Origin of the sequence: Winogradskya humida, from assembly GCF_016862215.1 — a bacterium.
GTDB lineage: Bacteria > Actinomycetota > Actinomycetes > Mycobacteriales > Micromonosporaceae > Actinoplanes > Actinoplanes humidus.
On sequence record NZ_BOMN01000054.1, the window covers coordinates 55702 to 79227 of the forward strand.

Here is a 23526-nt window from a genome sequence, read left to right on the forward strand (position 1 = left end):
GAAGATTTCTTGACGAGCAGAGGAGCCGGGGATGAAGTACCTCATTCTCATCCAGTCGAACGAAAAGTCACTCGCGGTCTGGGAGACGCTGAGCGAACAGCAGCGCATCGACTTCGGCCGCGGGCATCGCAAGCTCAGCGAAGAGATGGAGGCTGCCGGCGTACGCGTCAGCAGTGAAGGCCTCGCCGATCCCGCCCGGGCCAGCCGGGTGTTCGTGCGCGACGGGCAGGCGGTCGTGTCGGACGGCCCGTTCGCCGAGGCCAAGGAGCATCTCGCCGGCTTCTACCTGATCGACGTCGACTCGGCGCAGGAGGCGTTCGAGTGGGCCGCGAAGGTGCCCGACGCCGCGACCATCGGCGTGGAGGTGCGCCCGGTGCTGGACATGAGCGGGTGGGAGATCTGAGCCTCCCTGGGATGGGCCTCCCTGGGATGGGCGGCCCTGGGATGGGCGGCCCTGGGATGGGCGGCCCTGGGATGGGCGGCCCCGGGCTGGAGGACCTGCTGCGTGCCGCCACGCCGCAGGTCCTGGGCGCGGTGGTGCGCCGCTACGGCGACTTCGACCGGTGCGAGGACGCGGTGCAGGAGGCGTTGCTGGCAGCGGCGCGGCAGTGGCCGGCTGAGGGCGTACCCGACGATCCCAAGGCCTGGTTGATCACCGTGGCCGCCCGTCGCCGGATCGAGATCCTGCGCAGCGAGACGGCCCGGCGGCAGCGTGAGGAGGCCGCGGCGGGTTTCGTGGCCGGCCCCGTTCCCGAGACCGATGACTCGCTGACGCTGCTGTTCCTCTGCTGTCACCCGGCGCTGACCACGTCGTCGCAGGTGGCACTGACCCTGCGCGCGGTCGGCGGGCTGAGCACCGCGGAGATCGCCCGGGCCCTGCTGGTCCCGGACGCGACCATCGGCCAGCGGATCAGCCGGGCCAAGCAGAGGATCCGCGAGGCCGGCGCCCGGTTCGTGATGCCGGAGCCCGCGGAGCGCTCCACCCGGCTCGCCGCCGTGCTCCGCGTGCTGTACCTGATCTTCAACGAGGGTTACACGGCCAGCTCAGGCCCGTCGCTGCACCGGATCGAGCTGTCCACGGAGGCGATCCGGCTGACCCGGCAGCTGCACGCCCGGCTACCCGGCGATCTTCTCGACGGCGAGGTCGCGGGTCTGCTCGCGTTGATGCTGCTCACCGATGCCCGGCGCCCGGCCCGGACCCGTGCGGACGGTGGCCTGGTGCCGCTGGCCGAGCAGGACCGCACGGCCTGGGACGCGTCGCTGATCGCCGACGGCATCGACCTGATCACCACGACGCTGGCATCCGCGCCGATCGGCCCCTACCAGGTGCAGGCGGCGATCGCGGCCGTGCACGACGAGGCCGCGACCGCGGCGGACACCGACTGGCCGCAGATCCTGCGCCTCTACGACCTGCTGACACTGCTGGAACCGGGCCCGATGGTCACCCTGAACCGGATCGTCGCCCTGGCCATGACGCGGGGCCCGCGAGCGGGTCTGGCCGCACTGGACGAAGCCGCGCTCACCGGGCATCACCGGATCGACGCGGTGCGCGCCCACCTGCTGGAACTGGCCGGCGACCTGCCCGCGGCCCGGGAGCACTACGCGGCCGCGGCCCGGGGCACGCTCAGTGCCGCGGAGAAGCGCTACTTGGAGAGCAAGCTCTAAACCTCGGGAGCTTGGGTACGCGTGGGGCGCTGGCGCAGATCGTGGACGTAGTCGTCCGGCGCACCGGCCTTCTCGGCGGCGTTGGCGATCTCGGAGAGATACCACGCCGTGGGCATGCCGCCCTCGTAGCCGTGGAAGACGTAGACCCACGCGCTGAGGTCGCCCTCCAGCGTGGAGACCCGCACGGTGACCTTCTGGTAGGCACCCGCCGCCACGCCCTCGACCTCGTCGAGCTGGGACGCGTCCCACGGGTGCACGTCGTAGAGCGAGACGAAGACCCGGTCGCCGGGGGACTCGACGATCGTGGTGACCGCGCCCTCCCAGCCCATGTCGCCCTCGCCGGCGAAGGTCAGGCGCCAACCCTCGACCCAGCCCACCCCCACCATCGGGGAATGCGGACAATATGCCCGCATTCGGGCGGGATCCAGGTTCGAGCCGTACGCCGCGTAATGACCCACGGCGATGACCATAGCCCCGTCCGGCAGTGAGGGAGAATAGGAGACGAGCGTGTCGGCACAGTTCCGCCGCATCGCTACGAAACGTGACAATGTCGCTCGTCCTGACGGAGGTTGGAAGTCGTGAGCCGGATCGTGATCATCGGCGGTGGGCCGGGCGGGTACGAGGCGGCCCTGGTCGCCGCGCAACTCGACGCGGACGTGACCCTCGTCGAGGCCGACGGAGCCGGCGGTGCCTGCGTGCTCTTCGACTGCGTGCCCTCGAAGACGTTCATCGCCAGCTCGGAGGTGGTCACCGGCTACCGGCACAACGAGCGCTTCGGCATCCGCTCCGCCGGGCTCGACGGCGTCTCGATCGACGCCAAGGCGGTCAACGAGCGGGTGAAGAGCCTCGCGCTCGCGCAGTCCGCCGACATCCAGGCCAAGCTCGTCAAGTCGGGCGTGGACGTCGTGCACGGGCACGCGCTGCTCGGCGAGGACACCCTCGGCCACACCCACCGCGTGCTGATCACCCCGCACGGCGGCGAGATGTACGAGATCGACGCCGACACCGTCCTCCTGGCCACCGGGGCCACCCCGCGCGTGCTCCAGACCGCCGTCCCCGACGGCGAGCGCATCCTCGACTGGCGCCAGGTCTACGACCTCACCGAGCTGCCCGAACACCTCATCGTCATCGGCTCGGGCGTCACCGGCGCCGAGTTCGCCAGCGCCTACCTCGCGATGGGCGTCGCCGTGACCCTGGTCTCGAGCCGCGAGCGCGTCATGCCGCACGAGGACGCCGACGCCGCCATGGCCATCGAGCGCGTCTTCCGCGAGCGTGGCATGACGATCCTCAACCAGTCCCGCGCCGAGTCCGTCGTCAACACGGGTTCCGAGGTCGTGGTGACCCTCGCGGACGGCCGGGTCGTCACCGGCTCCCACGCCCTGATGGCTGTCGGTGCGGTCCCCAACACCGCGGGCCTGGGCCTGCGCGAGTACGGCGTCGATGTCGCCCAGGGCGGCTACATCACGGTCGACCGGGTCTCACGCACCAATGTCCCGGGCGTCTACGCGGCCGGCGACTGCACCGGCGTGCTGCCCCTGGCCAGCGTCGCCGCCATGCAGGGCCGCATCGCCGTCTGGCACGCCATGGGCGAGGCCGTCGCCCCGCTGCGCCTGCGCACGGTGTCCGCCAACGTCTTCACCGACCCGGAGCTCGCCACGGTCGGCGTCTCGCAGAACGACGTCGACCAGGGCAAGATCCCCGCCCGGCAGGTGATGCTCCCGCTGACCGGCAACGCCCGCGCCAAGATGTCCGGCCTGCGCGACGGCTTCGTCAAGCTCTTCTGCCGCCCCGCCACCGGCCAGATCGTCGGCGGCGTCGTCGTCGCTCCCAAGGCCAGCGAGCTGATCCTGCCGATCACGATGGCCATCGAGAACAACCTCACGGTGGACCAGCTCGCCCACACCATCACGATCTACCCGTCGCTCTCAGGCTCGATCGCCGAAGCAGCCCGCCAGCTCATGCAGCACGAAGTTCAGTAAGCGGCCCGGCGGGCGGGCTCCTCCGGTGTGGAGGGGGAGCCCGCGGGGGCGTTGGGCACGACCTCGTCCTCGGCTGCGGCATCGTCGGCGTCCGGGGCGATCTCTTCCTCGGCGTTCTTGCGCCCGCCGAAGAGGGCGAGGATCCATCCGGCCGTGCCGAAGATGACCGCGGCGGTGGCGGCGATGGCGAACAGCCGCCAGGCGGACTGAGTGATGGCGGTGCCGCCGACGTGGCCGACCAGCCCGCCGTACATGGCCCAGGCGAGCGCCGCGCTGCCGTCGTAGAGCACGAAGAGTTTGACCGGGTATCCGGTGCGCCCGGCGTGATAGCCGGCGGCCATCCGGCCGCCCGGGACGAAGCGGCAGAGCAGCAGCACCAGCGGGCCGGGTTTGCGCAGGCCGCGGGTGAAGCGCTCGGCGGCGCGCTTGGTCTTGGACTGCTGCTTGGGCCTGGCCTCGTCGGCGGACTTGTGCATGAAGCGCCGGCGCAGCGCGGTCAGCCGCCCGCTCACCCAGTGGCCCCCGGCGGAGCGCCCGAGCACGAACGCGATGGAGTCGCCGGTGAACATGCCCAACGCGCCGATGAGGATGACCAGCGGCAGGCTCAGGTTGCCGTAGACGGTGAGCGCGCCAGAGGTGATCATGATGGCCTGGATCGGCACGACCGGTACCAGCGCGTCGACGGCCAGGAACCCGTAGATGGCAAGGTAGGCCCACGCCGGTGTTGACAGGACGGTCAACAGTTCGGTCATGAGCTCGGCCACCTCGGGATTGTCTGTCAGCGCAGCTGTGAAAGCGCTGAGTTCAGCATGCGCCCTGGTGGGGTTCCGCTGACGGTGATGCCCGACACGGTACGGGCTGGACGGCGATCCCGCTGCCGAAGACGCGCGTCCGGTATCTGTCCTTCCGGCCGTTCCGGGCCCCGATGGTGAGCTACTCGTCCGGTCGTCACACGCGTACCTTGATAGCAGTCCCGAAACACCGGGTCCCCCGTTCCTGGTGTGCCGGGTCAGCGGCGCCCGTCCGGTTCGCCGGATGTGCTGCGCCCGGGCCGTCGGTAGGTCCCGTACCGGCGGCCCGCCCATAGGTTCTGTTTCGTAGGTGAGGCCGGGCTGCGGCGGGCCCAGATTCCGCCTACGAAACAGAACCTAGACCAGCCGTAGTTCCTGCCTGTGACTCTTGTTACCCGTGCGCAATGACCCGCCCTTAGGGTCAGGCCATGGCGGATCTTTTTGAGGAATACCGCCTCGGCCCCGGCTGGGACGAGATGTTCGCGGAGCCCGGCATGCCCCGGGAGACCTACGAGGCGCTGCATGCCACGCTGCAGCCGCTTTCCAGCGGTGAGCTGGGCGTACGGGCCGAGGTGCTGGCCCGTGCCTTCCTCGACCAGGGCATCACGTTCGCCCTCAAGGGGGTGGAGCGCCCGTTCCCGCTCGACATCGTGCCCCGGATCATCGCCGCGGCGGAGTGGCGCTCGGTCGAGCTCGGTGTCGCGCAGCGGATCCGGGCGCTCGAGGCGTTCCTGGCCGATGTGTACGGCCCCGGGCAGGTGCTCGCCGACGGCGTGGTGCCACGGCGGATCATCGCCACCAGCGCGCACTTCCTGAGGGCGGCGGCGGGCATCAACCCGCCCAACGGCGTGCGCATCCATGTGGCCGGCGTCGACCTGATCCGCGACGAGCAGGGCACCTTCCGGGTGCTCGAGGACAACGTACGGATCCCGTCCGGGGTCAGCTACGTGATGGAGAACCGCCGGGCCATGGCCCAGGTGCTGCCCGAGGTGTTCGCGGCGACCCGGATCCTGCCCGTCGAGTCGTACCCGGGGATGTTGTTGCGGGCCCTGCGCGCCGCCGCCCCCGTGGGTGTCAGTGATCCGACCGTGGTGGTGCTCAGCCCCGGCGTCTTCAACTCGGCGTATTTCGAGCACGCGCTGCTCGCCCGGGAGATGGGCGTCGAGCTGGTCGAGGGCCGGGACCTGGTCTGCGTCGGCAACGACGTGGCCATGCGCACCACCGCCGGCGAGCAGCGGGTGGACGTCATCTACCGGCGCATCGACGACGACTTCCTCGACCCCGTGCACTTCCGCGCCGACTCGGTCATCGGGGTCGCCGGGCTGCTGAACGCCGCACGGGCCGGGCGGGTCACCATCGCCAACGCCGTCGGTAACGGTGTGGCGGACGACAAGCTGCTCTACACGTACGTTCCGGATCTGATCCGTTATTACCTCAACGAGGAGCCGCTGCTCCCGAACGTCGACACGTACCGGCTGGACGAGCCCGGGGTGCTCGAGCACGTGCTGCCCCGGCTCGACGAGCTGGTGATCAAGCCGGTCGACGGGGCCGGCGGCGCGGGCATCGTCATCGGTTCCCAGGCCACCGACGAAGAGCTCGCCGTGGTCAAGGAGACGATCGTCGCCGACCCGCGGGGCTGGATCGCCCAGCGGGAGGTGAAGCTCTCGATGGTGCCGACGCTGATCGGCAACCGGCTGCGCGGGCGGCACGTCGACCTGCGTCCGTTCGCGGTCAACGACGGCGAGAAGATCTGGGTGCTGCCGGGCGGGCTGACCCGGGTGGCGCTGCCCGAGGGCGCCCTCGTGGTCAACTCCAGCCAGGGCGGCGGCTCGAAGGACACCTGGGTGCTCGCCGATCCCGACGACACCACGCCGTTCGAGGTGCCGCACCTGCCCGCCGACGCGGCCCCGCTGCCCCCGGCGGCCAGCCCGGTCCCCGGCCCGGCCGCGGGTGTCGGCGAGTCCCAGCAACAGCAGCAGCAACAGGAAGGCCCGCGATGCTGAGCCGGATCGCCGAGTCGCTCTACTGGATCGGGCGGTACGTCGAGCGCGCCGAGGACACCGCACGCATCCTCGACGTGCACCTGCAGCGCATCCTCGCCGACCCGTGGACCGACGAGGACCAGGCCTGCCGGTCGCTGCTCGGCGTGATGGGCATGCCGATGGAGGACGAGCAGTTCACCTCGGCCCAGGTGATCGGCCTGCTCGGGCTGGACGAGCGCAGCCCCAGCTCGGTGGTCGGGGCGCTGGCCGCCGCCCGGGAGAACGCCCGCGGTGCCCGCGAGACGGTGTCGTCGGAGATGTGGGAGTGCCTCAACTCGACCTGGCACGGGCTGCCCAGCGCCCGGCGCCGGGTGGAGCAGCAGGGGGTGCACGCGTTCTTCCGCTGGGTGCGGGAGCGCTGCGCGGTGATGGCGGGCCTGACCGACGCCACGATGAGCCGGGACGAGGGCTGGCTGTTCCTGGTGCTCGGGCGCAGCATCGAGCGGGTCGACATGACCGGGCGGCTGCTGCGCACCCACGAGCGGGCCGGCGGGAGCATCCCGTCGTGGCTGACGTTGCTGCGTTCTAGCGGTGCGTGGGAGACGTTCCTGCGTACCTATCGGGGATCGCTGGACGATCGGCACGCCGCCGAGTTTCTGCTGCTCGACCGGCTCTTTCCACGCTCGGTCTTCGCCGCGCTCTCCACCGCGGAGTCCTGCCTGACCGACCTCGAGCCCGATCCGGGCCGCGCCGGGGTGGCCACGGACGCGCAGCGCATCGTCGGCCGCGCCCGCACCAACCTGGAATTCCGGGGCGCCGACGAGCTGATCGACGACCTCTCGGCCGTACTGTCCAGCCTGGAACACACCTGCTCCCAGGTCAACGACGCCGTTTCCCGCCGGTATTTTCGCCAGACGACGGCAGTGAACTGGGTCAAGGGGGCCGTCTCGTGAGTGTTGATAGTTGGCGGTTGAAGGTTCAGCACAAGAGTGGGTTCGATTACGCGGGGCCGGTGTCGTCGTCGTACAACGAGGCGCGGATGTGGCCGCGGAACGAGACGCATCAGGCGGTGCTGGATGCTCGGGTGGAGGTGTGGCCGCCGGCCCGGACGTATCGGTACGAGGACTACTGGGGGACCGTGGTCACGGCGTTCGACGTTCATGCGAGGCATGAGGCGCTGACCGTGACGGCTACCTCGACTGTCGAGACGCTGCCGCCCGGGGATCTGATCGAGCCCGGCGAAGGTGCGTCGTGGGCGGACCTCGCGCGGCCCGAGAGCGTGGATCGGTGGTATGAGCTGCTGCTGAGCTCACCGCGTACCGTGATGAACGAGGAACTGAGCTCGATCGCCGCGGACATCCGTGCCGCCCACGCCACGCCGCACGCCGCCGCGCTCGCGGTCTGTGAGTTCGTCCGCGGTGAGGTGACCTATCAGCCGGGCTCGACCGGGGTGCAGAGCGACGCCGTGCACGCGTGGAAACAGCGCAAGGGCGTCTGCCAGGACATCAGCCATCTGACCGTCGGGCTGCTGCGCGAGATGGGCCTGCCCGCGCGTTACGTCTCGGGTTACCTGCACCCGTCGTCGGCCGCGGCCATCGGGGACAGCATCGTCGGGCAGAGCCACGCCTGGGTGCAGTGGTGGGTGGGGCGCTGGACGGCGTTCGACCCGACGAACGGCATCCCGGTGGGGGAGCGTCACGTCGTGGTCGGCCGCGGCCGCGAGTACGGCGACGTGCCGCCGTTGAAGGGCGTCTACGCGGGTCCCGGCAGCACCGGGCAGGACGTGGAAGTCACGATCACCCGGCTGCGCTGATGGCGTACCACCACGGCGATCTGCGCCGGGCGTTGCTCACCGCGGCGGCCGAGGCGATCGTCGAGTCCGGGCCGGCCGCGCTGAGCCTGCGGGACCTGGCCCGGCGCGCGGGGGTTTCGCACGCCGCGCCGACGCATCACTTCGGTGACAAGAAAGGCCTGCTCACCGTCCTGGCGACCGAGGGCTTCGAGGAGTTGTCGGCCGCGCTCAACGCGTCCTGGGAACGCGACGGCAGCCTGCTGGAGCTGGGCGTCTGCTATGTCCACTTCGCGGTCACCCACCGGGCGCACTTCGAGGTGATGTTCCGCCCCGACCTGTTCCACGACGACGATGCGGGCCTGGTCGCTGCGCGCGGCGAGGCGCGGGGTGCGCTCAAGGAAGGCGGCCTGAGTGGGTGGTCCATCGCGCACGGCTTCGCCACGCTCTGGAACAGTGGCGCTCTCTCCCACCTCACGGGTACGCCCGAAGCGGCCGCCCGTGAGGTGCTCTGTCAACTGTCGCCCTGATGTCAGTCCCGAGCTCTGTCAACTGTCGCCCTGATTTCAGTGCCGCGCTCTGTCAACTGTCGCCCTGATCGATGGTGCACACGGTCGCCCCGGCGGTGACCGTTGCGCCGACCTCCACGGACAGTCCGTTGACGGTGCCCGCGCGGTGCGCCTGAAGGGGCTGCTCCATCTTCATGGCCTCGACCACGACGATGACGTCACCCTCGGCCACGGTGTCGCCGTTGGCCGCTGCGACCTTGACGATCGTGCCCTGCATCGGAGCGGTCAGCGCTGCCGCACCTCCTGGGGCCTTGGTCTGGGCGGCGGCTCGTGCGCGGCGGGGAGCGGGGGCTGCTTTGGGCGTACCCCTCATGGGTAGCCGCACCTCCAGGCGCTTGCCACCCACCTCGACCACAATGGTTTCCCGGGCTTCCGGCTCGGCCGGGGCAGACGTGCCGGTGAAAGCCGGGACCCCGCCCGCCCACTCCGTCTCGATCCATCGGGTGTGGACGGTGAACGGCTCGGCCGTGAACGCGGCATCGCGCACGACCAGCCGGTGGAACGGCAGCACCGTGGCGATGCCCTCGATCACCGTCTCGTCGAGCACCCGCCGGGCCCGTTCGAGCGCCTCCTGCCGGGTGGCACCGGTGACGATGATCTTCGCGAGCATGGAGTCGAAGTTGCCACCGATCACGCTGCCCTCCCCGACCCCCGCGTCCACCCGGACGCCCGGCCCGTGCGGCCAGGTCAGCGTGGTCACCGTGCCCGGCGCGGGCAGGAAGTTGCGGCCGGCGTCCTCGCCGTTGATGCGGAACTCGATGGCGTGCCCGCGCGGCGCCGGGTCCTCGGTCAGCCTGAGCACCTCGCCGTCCGCGATCCGGAACTGCTCGCGCACCAGGTCGAGCCCGGTGGTCTCCTCGCTGACCGGGTGCTCGACCTGCAGCCGCGTGTTGACCTCCAGGAACGAGATCGTGCCGTCCTGCCCGACGAGATACTCGACCGTCCCGGCGCCGTAGTAGCCCGCCTCGCGGCAGATGGCCTTCGCGCTCCGGTGGATCTCGGCGCGCTGCGCGTCGGTGAGGAAGGGCGCGGGCGCCTCCTCGACGAGTTTCTGGTGCCGGCGCTGCAGGGAGCAGTCGCGGGTGCCGACCACGATGACGTTGCCGTGCGTGTCGGCCAGGACCTGCGCCTCCACGTGCCGCGGCCGGTCCAGGTAACGCTCCACGAAGCATTCGCCGCGCCCGAATGCCGCGACCGCCTCCCGGGTGGCCGACTCGAACAGCGCCGGGATCTCCTCGAACTCGCGCGCCACCTTCAGCCCGCGACCGCCCCCACCGAACGCCGCCTTGATCGCGACAGGCAGGCCGTGCTCCCGGGCGAACGCGATGATCTCCTCCGCGTCGCCCACCGGCTCGGCCGTGCCGGGCACGAGCGGTGCGCCGGCCCGCTGCGCGATGTGCCGCGCGGTGACCTTGTCACCCAGGTCACGGATCGCCGTCGGTGAAGGACCGATCCAGATCAGGCCCGCATTGAGTACGGCCTGAGCGAACTCGGCGTTCTCGCTGAGGAACCCGTAACCGGGGTGGACCGCATCGGCCCCGCTCCGAGCGGCGACGTCGAGCAATTTGTCGATCCGCAGATAGGTGTCGGCGGCGGTCTCCCCGTCGAGCGCATACGCCTCGTCGGCGAGGCGGGCGTGCGGGGCGTCCCGGTCGCTGTCGGCGTAGACGGCGACGCTGGCCAGGCCGGCATCGGCACACGCCCGGAGGACACGGACGGCGATCTCGCCGCGGTTGGCGATCAATACCTTGAGCACGGACCTGAGCCTATCCTCAGCCGCCCCGCTTCGCGTGGTAGTCAAACTTGCCTATTACGCTGACCCGTATGTCCGCCACCCGCATGATGATTCTCGGTGTCGTCCAGTGGATGCAGCCCGTGCACGGTTACGACGTGCGTCGCGAGCTGCTGAGCTGGAGCGCCGACAAATGGGCCAACGTCCAGCCCGGTTCGATCTACCACGCGCTGCGCAAGCTGGCGGAGGAGGAGTTGCTCCGCGAGGTGAAGACCGAGCAGGTGGGGGCGCGGCCGGCGCGGACGACGTACGAGATCACCGACAAGGGTGTCGCCGAGTTCGACTCCCTGCTGCGTGGCACGTGGTGGAACATCTCCGCGGCCCCCGACCCGTTTCTGGCCGGCTTCTCGTTCCTTCCGGCGCTGCCGCGCGAGGAGGCTGTCGCGGCTCTGCGTAACCGGGCTGTCCAGCTGGAGGCCGGTAATCAGCAGTTGCGGGCCGCCATCGACGCTGACTGGGCCAAGAACAAGCCGGTCTACGTCACCTGGATGTGGGAGCTGACGATGGCGCGCTCCGAGGCGGAGATCGCTTGGTGCCGGCGGATCGCTGATCTGGTCGAGTCCGGCGTCGAGATGGTCAAGTTTGACTAGTCAGACTTGAATAACCTACGCTGCTCCGCGTGATCAAAACGCTAGGTTTGCGTAAGTCGTTCACAACCCGACACGGCACCGTCGACGCCGTCCGCGGCGTCGACCTCACCGTCGACGAGGGCGAGATCTTCGGCTTCCTCGGCCCCAACGGCGCAGGCAAGACCACCACGCTCCGCATGCTCGCCACGCTGATGAAACCCGACGGCGGCGAGGCCAGCATCGCGGGCGTCGACCTGCTCCAGGACCCCGGCGAGGTGCGGCGCCGCATCGGGTACGTCGCGCAGGGCGGCAGCACCCTCGACGACTCCACCGCCCACGAGGAGCTGGTGCTCCAGGCCCGCCTCTACGGCGTCAGCAAGTCCGAGGCCCGCGCCCGCACCGCACGGATCCTCGACAGCTTCCAGCTCACCGATTACGCCGAACGCAAGTGCAAGACGTATTCCGGCGGCCAGCGACGCCGCGTCGACATCGCGCTCGGCATCATCCATGAGCCCAAGGTCGTCTTCCTCGACGAACCGACCACCGGCCTCGACCCGCAGAGCCGCGCCCACATGTGGGACGAGGTCCGCCGCCTGCGCGACGAGGGCATGACGATCTTCATCACCACGCACTACCTCGACGAGGCGGACGCCCTCTGCGACCGAATCTCCATCATGGACAACGGCGCGATCGTGGCCTCCGGGACGCCTTCGGCGCTCAAAAAAGAGATATCCGGAGATGTCGTACGCGTCGGAGTGGCTCTACCCGCTGCTGCCGCCGCCGCGCTCTCGGGTTTTTCGCGTGTCGAGCTCCACGATGACAGTGTGCGTCTCTACGTCGAGGACGGCGCCACAGCCATCCCGCTGGTCATCCGCGCCCTGGACAGCGCCGGGGTCGCGCTCGGCACGATCGAACTGCACCGCCCCAGCCTCGACGACGTCTTCCTGACCAAGACCGGCCGATCCCTGCGGGAGAACTGATGCTCCGCGACACCTGGTTGATCTTCCAGCACCAGTTCAAGGCTCTGCTCCGCAACCCGGTCTGGATCCTCGTCGGCGTCTTCCAGCCGGTGATGTACCTGCTGCTCTTCGCGCCGCTGCTGAAACCCGCGCTGGGGGTGCAGACCAATGCGGAGGCGTACGAGATCTTCGTCCCGGGCCTGCTCGTTCTCCTCGCGATCTTCGGCGGCCTCTTCCAGGGCTTCGGCCTGATCTCCGAACTCCGCGCCGGCGTCATCGAAAGATCCCGCGTCACCCCCGTCAGCCGGCTCGCCCTGCTGCTCGGCCGCTCCCTGCGCGACACGGCGTCCCTGCTCGCCCAGGCGGTCATCATCACGCTGCTCGCGCTCGCGTTCGACCTGCGTGTGTTCATCGGCAACCTGCTGCTGGCGTACCTGATGCTCGCCCTGATCTCGTTGATGACCTCGGCGGTCTCCTACGGGGTCGCGCTCGCCGTGAAGAGCGAGGACGCGCTCGCCCCGCTGATGAACACGGTCGCCCAGCCGGTGCTGCTGCTGTCGGGAATTCTGCTGCCGCTCACGTACGCGCCGGGCTGGCTGCAGGGCATCGCCGACTGGAACCCGTTCTCCTGGGCGGTCAACGGGGTGCGTGCGCTTTTCCGCGGGGATCTGGGCGCGCCGGCGGTCTGGCAGGGGTTGGCGATCATGGCGGTCCTGGCCGCTCTCGCTGTCGCCTGGGCCGCCCGCTTGTTCGCCCGCAGTATCCGCTGACGCCTGGTGCCTGCTGGCGGGGTGCCTGGTGCCTGCTGGCGGGGTCAGGCGCGGCGGCGGGCCGGTTGGGGTTGCGGGGTGGCTCGGCGCTGGGTGATCAGGACCGCGGCGGCTGCGGTGAGCAGGCCCGCTCCGGCCAGCGTGAGCAGGAAGAGGACGGGCCCGGCAGCGGCCGCGAGCAGAGCCACGTCGGCGATTGCGACGAGCATCCAGAGGGCGAGCGCGGGTTTGGTTCCGTGTCGGCGAAACATTCGTGCACCTCCATCCGTGGTGAGCGATGAACTACCCGTTCATCGCTCACCTCATAAATGGGGGTTACGACTGCGGCTTGAATCCCTTGTAGATGTTCTGCAGATCCGCCTGCGAGGCCTTCCAGTCGTCGGGAGACACGTACCAGTTGATGCTGTACGCCTTCTTCGGGCTGGTCAGGAAGTTCCGCTTCACGGCATGCTGCTTGTTACCGCTGGACGTCGTGTAGTAGAACTCCCAGTCCGCAGCCTTCTGGAAGTAGTCGACCGACTGCAGCTTCACGCGCGAATAATTCCTGTACGTCCCGTTCGACCGCGACGCCTCCTGCTGCTGCCAGTCCGCGAGCGGATCGGGCTTCGGCTGATCGGTCTGCGCGATGATCAGCAGCCGGTTGTCCCCCCGGAAGTAGATCTCGTCCCCCCGGACCTCAGAGGACCAGCCACTGGGCAACGGAACAGTGAACCCGGTACCCGAGCTCCCATACGTCTTCCAGCCCGCCGGCAGCGTGAACGCCCCACTGCTACTGGCCGGCGCCGACGTCGGAGCCTTACTGGTAGGAGTGGTCACAGGCGCGGCAGCCGGAGCACTGGTAGCCGCCGACGTGGGCGCCGCCCCACCAGGAGCCGAAGCCCCACCGGACTTCTGCGGCGACACAGCAGCAGTGGTCGGCGCAGGTCCAACCCCGCCACCACCCGCAGCCTTGTCGTCGTCGCTCCCGAAAGCCTTCGGAATCACAAGAATAAGAAGCAGCACCACAACAGCCAGAATCCCGGCCCCGATAACCGTCTGCTGCCGAGTAAACGTAATCCCGAAAACCGTCACCCCCCGCCGCCCAGCCGAAGGCTCCCGCAACATCATCGGCTGCCACGCCGGCCGGCTCGGCATCCCCGGCGCCCCCGAACCAGGAGCCCCGGACACAGGAGCCCCGGACACAGGCGCCCCGGACACAGGAGCCCCCAAAACCGGCGCCGTCCGCCGCGGCGGCTTACTGCCGTCCACCGACTCATCGGACGCCCGACCCGCCGGGATACGCCGGTTGCTCGGCTGAGGAAGCACCCTCGTCCGATTCCCCCCGAACTCATCCACCGGCGTAACCGCGGTCGGCTCTCCCGCAGCGTCCCGCCCATCAGCGCCACTCGCGCTTCCAGCGGCACCCGACCCTGCTACCGCACCCGACCCTGCTACCGCACCCGACCCTGCTACCGCAGTCGCCCCGGCCGCCGCGTCGCCGTCGCTTGCCACGTTGGCCCTGGTCGCCGCGGCGCCTTCGTTCGCCACGCCGGCGTTGTTCGCCACGCCGGCGTTGTTCGCCACGCTGGCCTTGTTGACTGCGGCCTTGTTGACTGCGTCGCGTTCGATTGCCGCGTCGGCCTTGCTTGGCACGCCGGCCTTGTTTGGCACGTCGGCCTTGTTTGGCACGCCGGCCTTGCTTGGCAGGCTGGGCTTGCTCGCCGTGCCGACCGTGTCGGCTGCGCTTGCCAGGTCGGCTTTGCTCGCAGAGCCTGACTCGACCGTCTCCGGCTCATCGGTGGTGCGCACCGGCGCAACCGCAGCCGGCCCGTCCTTGGCGCCCTGTACATCTGCGGCTTCGCTGCCCGGCGTGTCTACGGTTTTACTACCCGGCTCGTCCCTGGCACCAGGCAACGCAGCGGCGCCCAGCTCTACCCCGGTGCCCGCCTCGTCCTTGTCGCCGTCCTGAGCAACGTGCTTGTCCGCGGTGCCGAGCTCATCCCGAGCACTGAGCTCGTCCTCATCCCGAGCACTGATCTTGTCGGCATCCGGCCTGTCTTGAGCACGGAGCTCATCGGCATCCGGCTTGTCCTGAGCTGCGAGCTCGTCCCGGGCACCCGGTTTGTCCTTGGCCTCGAGCTCGTTCTCGACGACGGGTACTTCGTCGGAATCCCGGTCGGTCCTGACGCTCGAGTTGTCTTCGGCGCCGGACTCGTCGGTGGTCTCTGGCTTGGCCCTGTCGTCACCCGCGGCATCGCTTCCGCTCTCGGCGGTCTCAGCCCCGACATCCGAACCGGCAAGCGTCTTGTCACCCGTGCTGGTGACCGCGTCCGCCGCTTCGCTCGATGTGTCCAGGTCATCGCTGTCCACCGCCGTAACCGAAGCGGCCTGGCGCCCACGAACCTTCTTACGCGAGGCCTTGCCCGCACCAGCCTGCCCGTCAGCCGCAGCCGACTCGGAATCCTCGACGTTGCCCGGCGTGCCGCTGCCCCCGGCAGGCTCGGCGGCCGGCGGCGTGGCGGCTTCGGCGTCCGCGCTGTCCGTGCCGACGGCGTCCCGCTCGACCGGGGCTTTGCTCGGCGCGGAATCCGCCACGAGAACGCTCTCAGCGTCGGCGGGAGCTGCCTGCGAACCAGCCTCCACAACCGTGCCCGCATCGGGAACGGCGTCCGCGGCTGGCGGCGTACCCGTGGATGTGGTTGGGGTGATTGCTGTGGGGGCGCTCTCGGGAGTTATTGCTGGAGCGGAGGCCGCTGCCTTCGGCTGGTGGGGCGGCGCAGGCTGGTGGGGCGGCGCAGGCTGGTGGGGCGGCGTGGGCTGTTTGCGGGCGGCTGCGACCTCGGCGGCGGTGAACGAACCCAGCGGGCCGGCGCCGCGCATGGTGGCGTCGAGTCCGGATTCGGGGGGCGTTCGCTTGGCTTTGGGCGTACCTGTGTGGTCGACCGCTGGTGAGTCCAGGCGGGTGGCGTCCAAGGGGGTTTTGGGGGTGTCGATGCGGGTTTCGGCCGGGCGCGGTGCGCGACCGACGCTGGCCTTGCCCGGCGCGAAGATCGGACGGCCCTGCTGGTTCTCGGCTGCCGGTGGCGTCGCCGCAGCGCGTCCCTGGGGTGCCGACGCCGAACCGCGACTCGGCGGAGTTGCCACGTGACCCGGAGGAGTCGCAGCGGCGCGACCGGGCGGCGTAGCGGTTCCACGGCCCGGGGTAACGGGGGGAGTCGCCGGCGGGCGGGGACCAGGCACCACAGGCGCGCTGGCCGCCGCACCCGGCACGACCGGAGGACGTTCGCGGCCCACGCCGGGGCGGCGCATCGTCGGGCTCATCGGGAAGCTCAGCTTCGACCGGCGGCCCGCGGCACGCAGCAGGAGCCGTTCGGCTTCCTCGGCGTTGATCCGATGCGCGGGATCCTTGCGCAGCAGACCGTTCAGCACCGGCTTGAGCGGGCCTGCGTTACGGGCGGGCGGCGGGTTCTCGGTCGCCAGCGCGGCAAGGGTCGCGATCGCCGACGGCCGCGCGAAGGGAGAAGCCCCCTCCACCGCCGCGTAGAGCGTCGCCCCCAAAGACCAAAGATCAGCGCCGGGTCCGGCTGTGCCGTCCCGGGCACGCTCCGGAGCAATGTACGCGGGGGAGCCCAGCACCAGTCCCGTACGAGTGACGTTGGGGTCACCAGGCACCGTCGCGAGCCCGAAGTCGGTGAGCACGACCCGGCCGTCCTCGCCGATGAGCACATTGCCCGGCTTCACATCACGGTGCACGACGCCGGCCCGGTGCGCAGCCCGCAACGCGCCGAGCACACCCAGCCCGATCTCCGCCGCCCGGATCGGATTGAACGGCCCGTCAGCAGCCAAAATGTCCTGCAACGACCGAGACGGGACGTACTCCATCACGATCCACGGATCAGCATCCGTACGCAGAACGTCGAAGACGCGCACCACGTTCACGTTGTTCAGCCGGGCAATCGCCCGAGCCTCACGCAACGAACGCTCACGCATCTCCTGCCGCTCCTCAGGCGTCAGCCCGGGCGGCGGCACAAGTTCCTTGATCGCAACATCACGATGCAGGACGACATCGGTCGCCCGCCAGACACGACCCATCCCGCCCTGACCGAGCGGCGCGACGAGCCGGTAACGATCAGCGACAACAAGCGGGGGGGAAGTAGACATCACGCAGAAAATACCCGGTCATGTCGAGCCGCAGCGAATCGATCAGCCGAGTGTGGGATCCGTGTCACCGCGTAACCGCCCCAGGACCGTACGCTTGATCAATGGACGAGGAACCGCTGGTCAACGTCGTACACGGAGATCCGACCCCAGCAGAGGTCGCCGCCCTGGTCATAGCCCTGACCAGCACAACACCACCCACCCACCCCCATTCCCCCAGCCTCTGGACCCGCCGCGCCCGCCCAACCCCAAGATCGGACTCCTGGCGCGAATCGGGCCTCCCCCGCTGACTCCCCCTCCCGTATAGACAGGTCTCGGTACGGCCGCAGCTGCCCACCCCCCGGACACGGGGTCGAAACTTGCAGGCCGCACCGTCTACCCTCGAACCAGATTCGTACGCTCGGGGGAGGGACTCGGATGATTCCTGAGGAGGATCGCGGGCCAGCTTGGCTCAGCGACTACGGCAGCATCGAAGCCGACATCCAACAGATGGAAGACTTCGCCAAGGGCCTCACGGCAGAGGTCGCGGACGGCTACGCCCCGCACGCCAACCAGGTCGCCGACGCGATGGCCGTCGATCTACCGGTTGCCCTTCCCCAGTTCCAGGAACTCGGCTCTTTCTTCAAGCGGCACAACGCGATCAAGAACGTGACGGCTACCAACACGCTGAACTTCGGCACTGGCACCGGTCAGGCGGCGGACGCGGCATCGAAGATCAGCCAGGAGTACAGGTCCTCCGACGCCTTTGCGCATGCGACGGTGAAGGACGTCCAAGCCGCCTTCGCTTACACGGAAAAAGGCCCTGTGACGTTGGATGAGGAGGGCTGATGCTCGCAGCTAGTGGCGGTGGCGGCGGCTACGGCGGCACCGACTGGAACGGCTTTGACGTCAAGTACATGTGGTCGGCGGTCGAGGGTCATGACACCGATTCGTACTTCAACCTTGTGACCAAAGGTTGGCAGGGAAGCGCGGAACTGATCAGCACCCACATCTCGCACGTTCAGGACTATCGAGACAATCTTGCGGTTGCCTGGCCGCCGGGGAAGAGCAAGGCCTCAGAGGCCTACATCGCCCGTCTCGACGAGTTGATCGGTCACCTCCAGGAAACGCTGACCGCAACGTCGCAGAACATCTCTGCGGTTCGCGTAGTCGCGCAAGACCTTGCCGTGGCTCAGATCAAGCTGAAGCCGATCCTCGAACAGTACGAGGCCAACGAAAAGCTCAATCTGGCCTGGCAGAACGAAAAGACGGCGGCGAGCGCAAGTGCAACGCCGACACCGTCAGCGACGCCTTCCCCCTCCCCTGCCCCGTCGCCGGTTGCGCCGACACCGCCAGTCTCGTCGTCCCAGCAAGAGCAGTTGAACAATCAAGCCCGTGTAATTATGTTCAATCTGAGCAGCACGGTTCTGAGTAGCCACGCTGCGATGCAGGAGCCGAAGGAATACGTTCCGGCCGGCGGGGGCAAGAAAGAGACAGGCCACGGCAACAATGGTGATGACCCGGCGAGCGGAGTCGGGGCGGGCGGCTTCATTGCGGCATCTGGTGCTTCTGCGGCAGAGAACAGTCGTTCCGGGGGCTCTTCCGTAACTCCGACACACGCTTCCACGCCAGTCACACCGTCGACCAGCGTTCCGGTCGGACACAGTCCGATCGTCAACACTCCTGGTCCGACACCGACGGTCACGACTCCGGGGTCAGGTCCGGTTCTTGGCGGCGTCGGGCCAGGCTCTGTTACAACCCCTCCTGCCACGGTCTCTCCAGTGTCGGGTGGGCTGTCCCCATCCGGGGCGTTCCCTGGTGGAGCATCGGGTGGCCTGCCGGGAATGGCCACCCCCGGCCTTCTTCCGTCCGGCGGACTGGCGCCGGGTGGCACCATCGCGCCCGGGGGTTTTGCCAAGCCCGGTGCTCTTGGAGCCCCCATCACGCGGACCGCTATGCCGTCAGGAGGCGTCATCGGTGCCAGGCCAGGCAGCGGTGTTATCGGACAGATGCCCGGTGCCGGGAACGGAGGATCCCGTGTTGGTGGTTCAGCCCGGGTCAATCCTGTTGGCGGCGTCATCGGCCAGCAGGGTTCAGTGCCGGCAGCAGGTGCCAATGGGCGAACTGGTTCCGCCGGCGGGGGTCGGCAGGCAGGCGGTCTTCGTTCTGCGGGAGTCGGAGGCTCGACGCGTTCCGCCTCCGGGACCATGGCTGGCCAGCCGGGCCGTTCTTCCCGGAAGAACGAAGGGCGAGAAGAAGCAACCTACTGGGATCCGGATAATCCGTGGGTGACTGACGAGGGTGTCGATCCTGTGCTCATGCCTACTGCTGAGTCTGGACCGATCGATCCTGGCCCGGCAATCGGTTACCGCAGGTGATCCGAAAACCGACTGCAGTTCTAGCAGCGACACTGGCTTTCGCCAGCGTCGCGGCTTTCGGCAGCCCAGCGTTTGCTGACCAGATTCGTGATAAACAGTGGCACCTTCGGTATTTAAAGGTCTCGGAGGCCCACCGATTCAGTACGGGTAAGGGCGTTACGGTAGCAGTTATCGATTCTGGCGTTAGTAAACATCCTGACCTGGACGGAAGCATCCTTAAGGGAACAGACTTCGTTGATCCTGGCGGTTCGGGTCAGAATGACACCGATGGCCATGGAACGAAGATGGCTGGTTTGATCGCGGGGCATGGCGTAGGCGGAGGCGGCGCTCTTGGCATAGCTCCTGATGCCAAAATTATGCCTATTAAGGTGCAGCTCGATTTGAAAGGCATAGCCAGGGACTTTGGTCCTGCGGTTAATTATGCGGTAAAGCATGGTGCAAAAGTCATAAATATGTCCGTAGGTGCTGCGGGTGTCACTGCAGACCTTTACAAGGCCGTTAATGACGCGGCCAATGCCGATGTCGTCATTGTTGCAGCCGCCGGAAATAGTCCTGAAGATTCATCGATTACCTCTCCGGCGCGGCTTACTCGCGTTGTAGCCGTTGGTGCCACCAATAAGTCAGGCAATATTTCAAAAGTTTCAGTTGCTGGCCCCGAGCTGGATATTGTGGCGCCGGGTGAAGACATCGAAGGGCCGGGAAAAAACGGCTCCTACGGGGTAGGAACGGGGACGTCCGATTCCACGGCGATTGTTTCCGGTGCTGCTGCGCTTCTGCGGAGCAAGTATCCGGAGATGAGTGCCAAGGAAGTTGTCGAGCGGCTGGAGTCGACTGCGGTTGACAAGGGTGCACCTGGCGTTGATGACGAGTACGGGCATGGTGTGCTTGACATCGTTGCTGCGCTCGAAGCTGGTGGGCCTGGCGCCGGTGCTCCTTCCGCAGGTGCGACCAGCTCTGCGAGTGACCCTTCCACAAACGCCTCGGACTCTGTGGCCCTGCCGGAGGCGGAGAATTCCAGCGGCAGTGGTTCAGGCCTGCTGATCGCCGGAATTGTGCTCGTCGTCCTCGTGGCCGCGGGTGCTCTGTTCTTTGTTCTTCGGGCGAGGTCGCGCTCCACCTCCTAGTCAGGCCCGGTACCTTCGCCCTCATGCCTCGTCTTGTACTTGCGTCCGCCAGCCCCGCGCGGCTTGCTCTGCTCAAAGCGGCCGGCCTGGACCCCTCCGTCCAGGTCAGCGGCGTGGATGAGTCGGTGGTCAAGACCGACGACGCGGCCGAGCTCTGTCTGACACTGGCGCGGATGAAAGCCCAAGCCGTGGCCTCCGAACTCCCTGAAGAGCAAGGCACCCTGGTCCTGGGCTGCGACTCCGTCCTGGCCTTCGACGGGGAGATCCTCGGTAAGCCGTCAGGCGAAGATGACGCCAAGGCACGGTGGCGGGCCATGCGGGGGCGGGCCGGCGTGCTGCACACCGGTCACCACCTCATTGATCAGGGCAGCGGGCAAAGTGCCGAGGCCGTCGGGAGCACCATCGTCCACTTTGCGGATGTGAGTGATGCCGAGATCGAGGCGTACGTGGCTACGGGTGAGCCGCTTTTTGTTGCTGGGGCTTTCACCATTGATGGGCGTGGTGGGTTCTTCGTGGAGCGGATCGAGGGGGATCATGGGAATGTGGTGGGGTTGTCGTTGCCGCTTTTGCGGCGGTTGTTGATGAAGTTCGAGGTTGGTGTGGGTCAGTTGTGGGGGAAGTCCACAAGCTGATCCGCTACGCTTCCGCGCTGTGGCGATCGACTCGGTGAATGACCTCTGGGACACGCTGATGGGCGCCCAGCCTGATCCTCCTGGCTTGCTGGTGCTGGTTACGGCGGTGATCGGGCTGGTTGTTGCCAGTTTCCGGCCGTTGTGGCGGGTCGCTCGCAATGCTGTGACGATTGCTCATGAGGGTGGTCATGCGCTTGCGGCGTTGCTGACCGGGCGGAAGCTGCGGGGGATCCGGCTGGAGTTCGATACGTCGGGGTTGACGCTTTCGGCGGGGCGGCCTACCGGGCCGGGGATGATGTTCACGTTGCTGGGTGGGTATATCGCGCCTTCGCTGGTGGGGCTCGGCGGGGCGTGGTTGCTCGGGGGGAACCGGATCACGCTGCTGTTGTGGCTGGTCGTCGTGCTGCTGCTGCTCATGCTGATCAATATTCGGAATGTGTTCGGTGTGGTGTCGCTGGTGGTTACCGGGGCGATCGTTCTCGCGGTTTCCTGGTACGCGACGCCGCAGGTTCAGGCTGCTTTCGCGTACGCGGGCGTCTGGTTCTTGTTGTTCGGTGGGGTCCGGCCGGTCTTCGAGTTGCAGAAGCTGCGCAGCCGCGGGCGGATGCCGGAGTCGGACGCCGATCAGTTGGCCGGGGTGACGCACATTCCGGCGCTGTTCTGGGTCGGGGTGTTCCTGGTCGTCGACCTCACGGCGCTGGTCGTGGGTGGGTTCATGCTCGCCGGCCAGTGGCTGCCCAGCATCAGCGCGGCATAGAAGCTAAAGGGGAATGTTGCCGTGCTTCTTGGGCGGCAACGTTTCCCGCTTGGTCCGTAGCATCCGCAGAGCCCGCGTGACCTGCGCCCGGGTCTCGGACGGTTTGATGACCGCGTCGACATAACCGCGCTCGGCGGCGATGTACGGATTGGCGAGCGTGTCCTCGTACTCCTGAATGAGCGAGGCCCGCAACGCCGCCGGGTCCTCCGCCGCAGCCAATTCGCCGCGGTAGAGAATGTTGACGGCACCCTGCGCGCCCATCACGGCGATCTGCGCGGTCGGCCAAGCGAAGTTCATGTCGGCGCCCAGGTGCTTGGAACCCATGACGTCATACGCGCCGCCGTACGCCTTGCGCGTGATCACGGTGACTTTCGGAACGGTCGCCTCGGCGTACGCGTAGATGAGCTTGGCGCCGCGCCGGATGATGCCGTCCCATTCCTGGCCGGTGCCGGGCAGGAAACCGGGGACGTCGACAAAAGTGAGCACAGGCAGATTGAAGGCATCACAGGTACGCACAAAGCGCGCAGCCTTTTCCGAAGCCGCAATGTCCAGCGTGCCCGCGAAGTGCATCGGCTGGTTCGCGACGACACCCACGGGGCGCCCCTCGACCCGGCCGAAACCGATGACGATGTTCTGCGCGTACAACGGCTGGACCTCGAGAAAGTCCTCGACAACGGCCTCGACGACGGTGTGGATGTCGTAGGGCTGGTTGGCCGAGTCGGGAATCAGCGTGTCCAGATCAAGGTCGGCGGCGCTCGGAGCAAGATCGGCGGGCTGGTCGAAGGTGGTCGGTTCGTCGAGGTTATTGCTCGGGAGGTACGCGAGCAGCGCGCGAACGTAGTCGATCGCGTCCTCTTCGTCGCTCGCGAGATAGTGCGCGTTCCCACTGCGTGAATTGTGCGTACGCGCACCGCCGAGCTCTTCCATCCCCACGTCCTCGCCGGTGACCGTGCGGATGACGTCCGGCCCCGTGATGAACATGTGTGACGTCTGGTCGACCATGACCGTGAAGTCGGTGATCGCGGGGGAGTACACGGCACCCCCGGCGCATGGGCCCATGATGAGCGAAATCTGCGGTATGACGCCGCTTGCTCGTACGTTTCGGAAGAAGATGTCGGCGTAGAGACCGAGGGCGACCACACCTTCCTGAATGCGCGCGCCGCCGGAGTCGTTGATGCCGATCACCGGGCACCCGATCTTCATGGCCAGGTCGAGCACTTTCACGATCTTCTCGCCGAAAACCTCACCGAGCGAACCGCCGAACACCGTGAAGTCCTGCGAGAAGACGCACACCTGCCGCCCGTCGACCGTCCCGTGCCCGGTGACCACGCCGTCGCCGTACGGCCGGTTGCGGTCGAGCCCGAAGTTGGTCGAACGGTGCCGGGCGAGCTCGTCCAGTTCCACGAAGGAGCCCTCGTCGAGCAGCAGCCCGATCCGCTCGCGCGCGGTTTTCTTACCCTTCGCGCGCTGCTTCTCGATCGCCCGATCGGACCCGGCATGGGTGGCCGCCTCGGCCCGGAGTGCCAGGTCGGCAAGCTTCCCGGCCGTGGTGTGAATGTCGGTCGTCACTGCCCAGCACCTCCAGTAGCCACATCTTCGCCGCCCGCCGCGCCCGGAGCGGGTCCTGAGGTCACGCTCCGTGTCGCGGCGCTGC

Annotated in this window: 22 protein-coding genes; 16 read left to right on the plus strand and 6 right to left on the minus strand. The window is 68.1% G+C overall.

The window, feature by feature from the left end; genetic code table 11:
* Positions 1–31 precede the first annotated feature (31 nt).
* Positions 32–403 carry a YciI family protein gene (locus Ahu01nite_RS21220; RefSeq protein ID WP_203838315.1) on the plus strand — a complete coding sequence of 124 codons (372 nt, stop codon included), beginning with the start codon at positions 32–34 and terminating at the stop codon, positions 401–403.
* 56 nt (positions 404–459) lie between these two features.
* Positions 460–1665 (plus strand): RNA polymerase sigma factor, encoded by a 1206-nt coding sequence (locus Ahu01nite_RS21225; RefSeq protein ID WP_239159026.1) that lies wholly within the window; start codon positions 460–462, stop codon positions 1663–1665.
* Here Ahu01nite_RS21225 and Ahu01nite_RS21230 read toward each other — a convergent pair.
* Positions 1662–2123 (minus strand): gamma-glutamylcyclotransferase, encoded by a 462-nt coding sequence (locus tag Ahu01nite_RS21230; RefSeq protein ID WP_203838316.1) that lies wholly within the window; start codon positions 2121–2123, stop codon positions 1662–1664. The genes Ahu01nite_RS21225 and Ahu01nite_RS21230 overlap by 4 nt on opposite strands.
* A 120-nt stretch (positions 2124–2243) precedes the next feature.
* Between Ahu01nite_RS21230 and Ahu01nite_RS21235 the strand changes: the two genes are divergently transcribed.
* Entirely contained in the window at positions 2244–3644 is a 1401-nt protein-coding gene (locus Ahu01nite_RS21235; RefSeq protein ID WP_203838317.1) for an NAD(P)H-quinone dehydrogenase, read from the plus strand.
* On the opposite strand, the gene Ahu01nite_RS21240 is transcribed toward Ahu01nite_RS21235, so the two are convergent.
* Positions 3638–4396 carry a DedA family protein gene (locus Ahu01nite_RS21240; RefSeq protein ID WP_203838318.1) on the minus strand — a complete coding sequence of 253 codons (759 nt, stop codon included), beginning with the start codon at positions 4394–4396 and terminating at the stop codon, positions 3638–3640. The genes Ahu01nite_RS21235 and Ahu01nite_RS21240 overlap by 7 nt on opposite strands.
* Before the next feature lie 467 nt (positions 4397–4863).
* Between Ahu01nite_RS21240 and Ahu01nite_RS21245 the strand changes: the two genes are divergently transcribed.
* The 4 genes from Ahu01nite_RS21245 to Ahu01nite_RS21260 are packed head-to-tail and all read left to right on the plus strand — an operon-like array spanning position 4864 to position 8736.
* A complete protein-coding gene (locus Ahu01nite_RS21245) occupies positions 4864–6438 on the plus strand; it encodes a circularly permuted type 2 ATP-grasp protein (RefSeq protein ID WP_203838319.1) in 1575 nt (524 codons plus the stop codon).
* Positions 6432–7370: an alpha-E domain-containing protein gene (locus Ahu01nite_RS21250; RefSeq protein ID WP_203838320.1), complete on the plus strand. Its 939-nt coding sequence runs from the start codon at positions 6432–6434 to the stop codon at positions 7368–7370. The genes Ahu01nite_RS21245 and Ahu01nite_RS21250 overlap by 7 nt, the downstream gene beginning before the upstream one ends.
* Before the next feature lie 17 nt (positions 7371–7387).
* Positions 7388–8230 (plus strand): transglutaminase family protein, encoded by an 843-nt coding sequence (locus Ahu01nite_RS21255; RefSeq protein WP_239159027.1) that lies wholly within the window; start codon positions 7388–7390, stop codon positions 8228–8230.
* Positions 8230–8736, plus strand: coding sequence for a TetR/AcrR family transcriptional regulator (locus Ahu01nite_RS21260; RefSeq protein WP_203838322.1), 507 nt, complete (start codon positions 8230–8232; stop codon positions 8734–8736). The genes Ahu01nite_RS21255 and Ahu01nite_RS21260 overlap by 1 nt, the downstream gene beginning before the upstream one ends.
* Positions 8737–8788: 52 nt before the next feature.
* Here Ahu01nite_RS21260 and Ahu01nite_RS21265 read toward each other — a convergent pair whose 3' ends face one another.
* Positions 8789–10531, minus strand: a complete 1743-nt coding sequence (locus Ahu01nite_RS21265; RefSeq protein WP_203838323.1) for an acetyl/propionyl/methylcrotonyl-CoA carboxylase subunit alpha — start codon at positions 10529–10531, stop codon at positions 8789–8791.
* A 68-nt stretch (positions 10532–10599) separates the two neighbouring features.
* Here Ahu01nite_RS21265 and Ahu01nite_RS21270 point away from each other — a divergent pair, with 68 nt between their 5' ends.
* Genes Ahu01nite_RS21270 through Ahu01nite_RS21280 form a run of 3 tightly spaced genes read left to right on the plus strand, consistent with a single transcriptional unit; the run spans position 10600 to position 12865 of the window.
* A complete protein-coding gene (locus Ahu01nite_RS21270; protein ID WP_239159028.1) occupies positions 10600–11157 on the plus strand; it encodes a PadR family transcriptional regulator in 558 nt (185 codons plus the stop codon).
* Between the two features lie 29 nt (positions 11158–11186).
* Positions 11187–12116 (plus strand): ATP-binding cassette domain-containing protein, encoded by a 930-nt coding sequence (locus Ahu01nite_RS21275; protein WP_203838324.1) that lies wholly within the window; start codon positions 11187–11189, stop codon positions 12114–12116.
* Complete coding sequence (locus tag Ahu01nite_RS21280; protein ID WP_203838325.1) at positions 12116–12865, plus strand: ABC transporter permease; 750 nt, start codon at positions 12116–12118, stop codon at positions 12863–12865. The genes Ahu01nite_RS21275 and Ahu01nite_RS21280 overlap by 1 nt, the downstream gene beginning before the upstream one ends.
* Before the next feature lie 44 nt (positions 12866–12909).
* On the opposite strand, the gene Ahu01nite_RS21285 is transcribed toward Ahu01nite_RS21280, so the two are convergent.
* Positions 12910–13116 carry a hypothetical protein gene (locus tag Ahu01nite_RS21285; RefSeq protein ID WP_203838326.1) on the minus strand — a complete coding sequence of 69 codons (207 nt, stop codon included), beginning with the start codon at positions 13114–13116 and terminating at the stop codon, positions 12910–12912.
* Positions 13117–13180: 64 nt separating this feature from the next.
* The gene (locus Ahu01nite_RS52045; protein ID WP_438874806.1) at positions 13181–17005 is read right to left on the minus strand and encodes a serine/threonine-protein kinase; all 3825 of its coding nucleotides are present in this window, start codon (positions 17003–17005) and stop codon (positions 13181–13183) included.
* A 101-nt stretch (positions 17006–17106) separates the two neighbouring features.
* On the opposite strand from Ahu01nite_RS52045, the gene Ahu01nite_RS21295 reads away from it, so the two are divergent.
* From Ahu01nite_RS21295 to Ahu01nite_RS21320, 6 genes are all read left to right on the plus strand, one after another.
* Entirely contained in the window at positions 17107–17292 is a 186-nt protein-coding gene (locus Ahu01nite_RS21295; protein ID WP_203838327.1) for an acyl-CoA carboxylase subunit epsilon, read from the plus strand.
* Positions 17293–17419: 127 nt separating this feature from the next.
* Positions 17420–17830 carry a hypothetical protein gene (locus Ahu01nite_RS21300; RefSeq protein WP_203838328.1) on the plus strand — a complete coding sequence of 137 codons (411 nt, stop codon included), beginning with the start codon at positions 17420–17422 and terminating at the stop codon, positions 17828–17830.
* Complete coding sequence (locus tag Ahu01nite_RS21305; RefSeq protein ID WP_203838329.1) at positions 17830–19359, plus strand: hypothetical protein; 1530 nt, start codon at positions 17830–17832, stop codon at positions 19357–19359. Before Ahu01nite_RS21300 ends, Ahu01nite_RS21305 begins: the two co-directional genes overlap by 1 nt.
* Positions 19356–20483, plus strand: coding sequence for a type VII secretion-associated serine protease mycosin (gene mycP, locus Ahu01nite_RS21310; RefSeq protein WP_203838330.1), 1128 nt, complete (start codon positions 19356–19358; stop codon positions 20481–20483). Before Ahu01nite_RS21305 ends, mycP begins: the two co-directional genes overlap by 4 nt.
* A gap of 23 nt (positions 20484–20506) precedes the next feature.
* Positions 20507–21115, plus strand: a complete 609-nt coding sequence (locus tag Ahu01nite_RS21315; RefSeq protein ID WP_203838331.1) for a Maf family protein — start codon at positions 20507–20509, stop codon at positions 21113–21115.
* A 58-nt stretch (positions 21116–21173) separates the two neighbouring features.
* Positions 21174–21872 (plus strand): M50 family metallopeptidase, encoded by a 699-nt coding sequence (locus Ahu01nite_RS21320; RefSeq protein WP_203838368.1) that lies wholly within the window; start codon positions 21174–21176, stop codon positions 21870–21872.
* 3 nt (positions 21873–21875) lie between these two features.
* Here Ahu01nite_RS21320 and Ahu01nite_RS21325 read toward each other — a convergent pair whose 3' ends face one another.
* The gene (locus tag Ahu01nite_RS21325; protein WP_203838332.1) at positions 21876–23441 is read right to left on the minus strand and encodes an acyl-CoA carboxylase subunit beta; all 1566 of its coding nucleotides are present in this window, start codon (positions 23439–23441) and stop codon (positions 21876–21878) included.
* Between the last annotated feature and the right edge of the window lie 85 nt (positions 23442–23526).

Bases quoted from the DNA above. Each gene is read 5' to 3' on its own strand.
- Ahu01nite_RS21305 (WP_203838329.1), top strand. From the start codon at position 17,830: ATGCTCGCAGCTAGTGGCGGTGGCGGCGGCTACGGCGGCACCGACTGG.
- Ahu01nite_RS21295 (WP_203838327.1), top strand. From the start codon at position 17,107: ATGGACGAGGAACCGCTGGTCAACGTCGTACACGGAGATCCGACCCCA.
- Ahu01nite_RS21225 (WP_239159026.1), top strand. From the start codon at position 460: ATGGGCGGCCCTGGGATGGGCGGCCCCGGGCTGGAGGACCTGCTGCGT.
- Ahu01nite_RS21320 (WP_203838368.1), top strand. From the start codon at position 21,174: ATGGGCGCCCAGCCTGATCCTCCTGGCTTGCTGGTGCTGGTTACGGCG.
- Ahu01nite_RS21280 (WP_203838325.1), top strand. From the start codon at position 12,116: ATGCTCCGCGACACCTGGTTGATCTTCCAGCACCAGTTCAAGGCTCTG.
- Ahu01nite_RS21315 (WP_203838331.1), top strand. From the start codon at position 20,507: ATGCCTCGTCTTGTACTTGCGTCCGCCAGCCCCGCGCGGCTTGCTCTG.
- Ahu01nite_RS52045 (WP_438874806.1), bottom strand. From the start codon at position 17,005: ATGTCTACTTCCCCCCCGCTTGTTGTCGCTGATCGTTACCGGCTCGTC.
- Ahu01nite_RS21245 (WP_203838319.1), top strand. From the start codon at position 4,864: ATGGCGGATCTTTTTGAGGAATACCGCCTCGGCCCCGGCTGGGACGAG.
- Ahu01nite_RS21250 (WP_203838320.1), top strand. From the start codon at position 6,432: ATGCTGAGCCGGATCGCCGAGTCGCTCTACTGGATCGGGCGGTACGTC.
- Ahu01nite_RS21285 (WP_203838326.1), bottom strand. From the start codon at position 13,116: ATGTTTCGCCGACACGGAACCAAACCCGCGCTCGCCCTCTGGATGCTC.
- Ahu01nite_RS21220 (WP_203838315.1), top strand. From the start codon at position 32: ATGAAGTACCTCATTCTCATCCAGTCGAACGAAAAGTCACTCGCGGTC.
- Ahu01nite_RS21240 (WP_203838318.1), bottom strand. From the start codon at position 4,396: ATGACCGAACTGTTGACCGTCCTGTCAACACCGGCGTGGGCCTACCTT.
- Ahu01nite_RS21260 (WP_203838322.1), top strand. From the start codon at position 8,230: ATGGCGTACCACCACGGCGATCTGCGCCGGGCGTTGCTCACCGCGGCG.
- Ahu01nite_RS21300 (WP_203838328.1), top strand. From the start codon at position 17,420: ATGATTCCTGAGGAGGATCGCGGGCCAGCTTGGCTCAGCGACTACGGC.
- Ahu01nite_RS21270 (WP_239159028.1), top strand. From the start codon at position 10,600: ATGTCCGCCACCCGCATGATGATTCTCGGTGTCGTCCAGTGGATGCAG.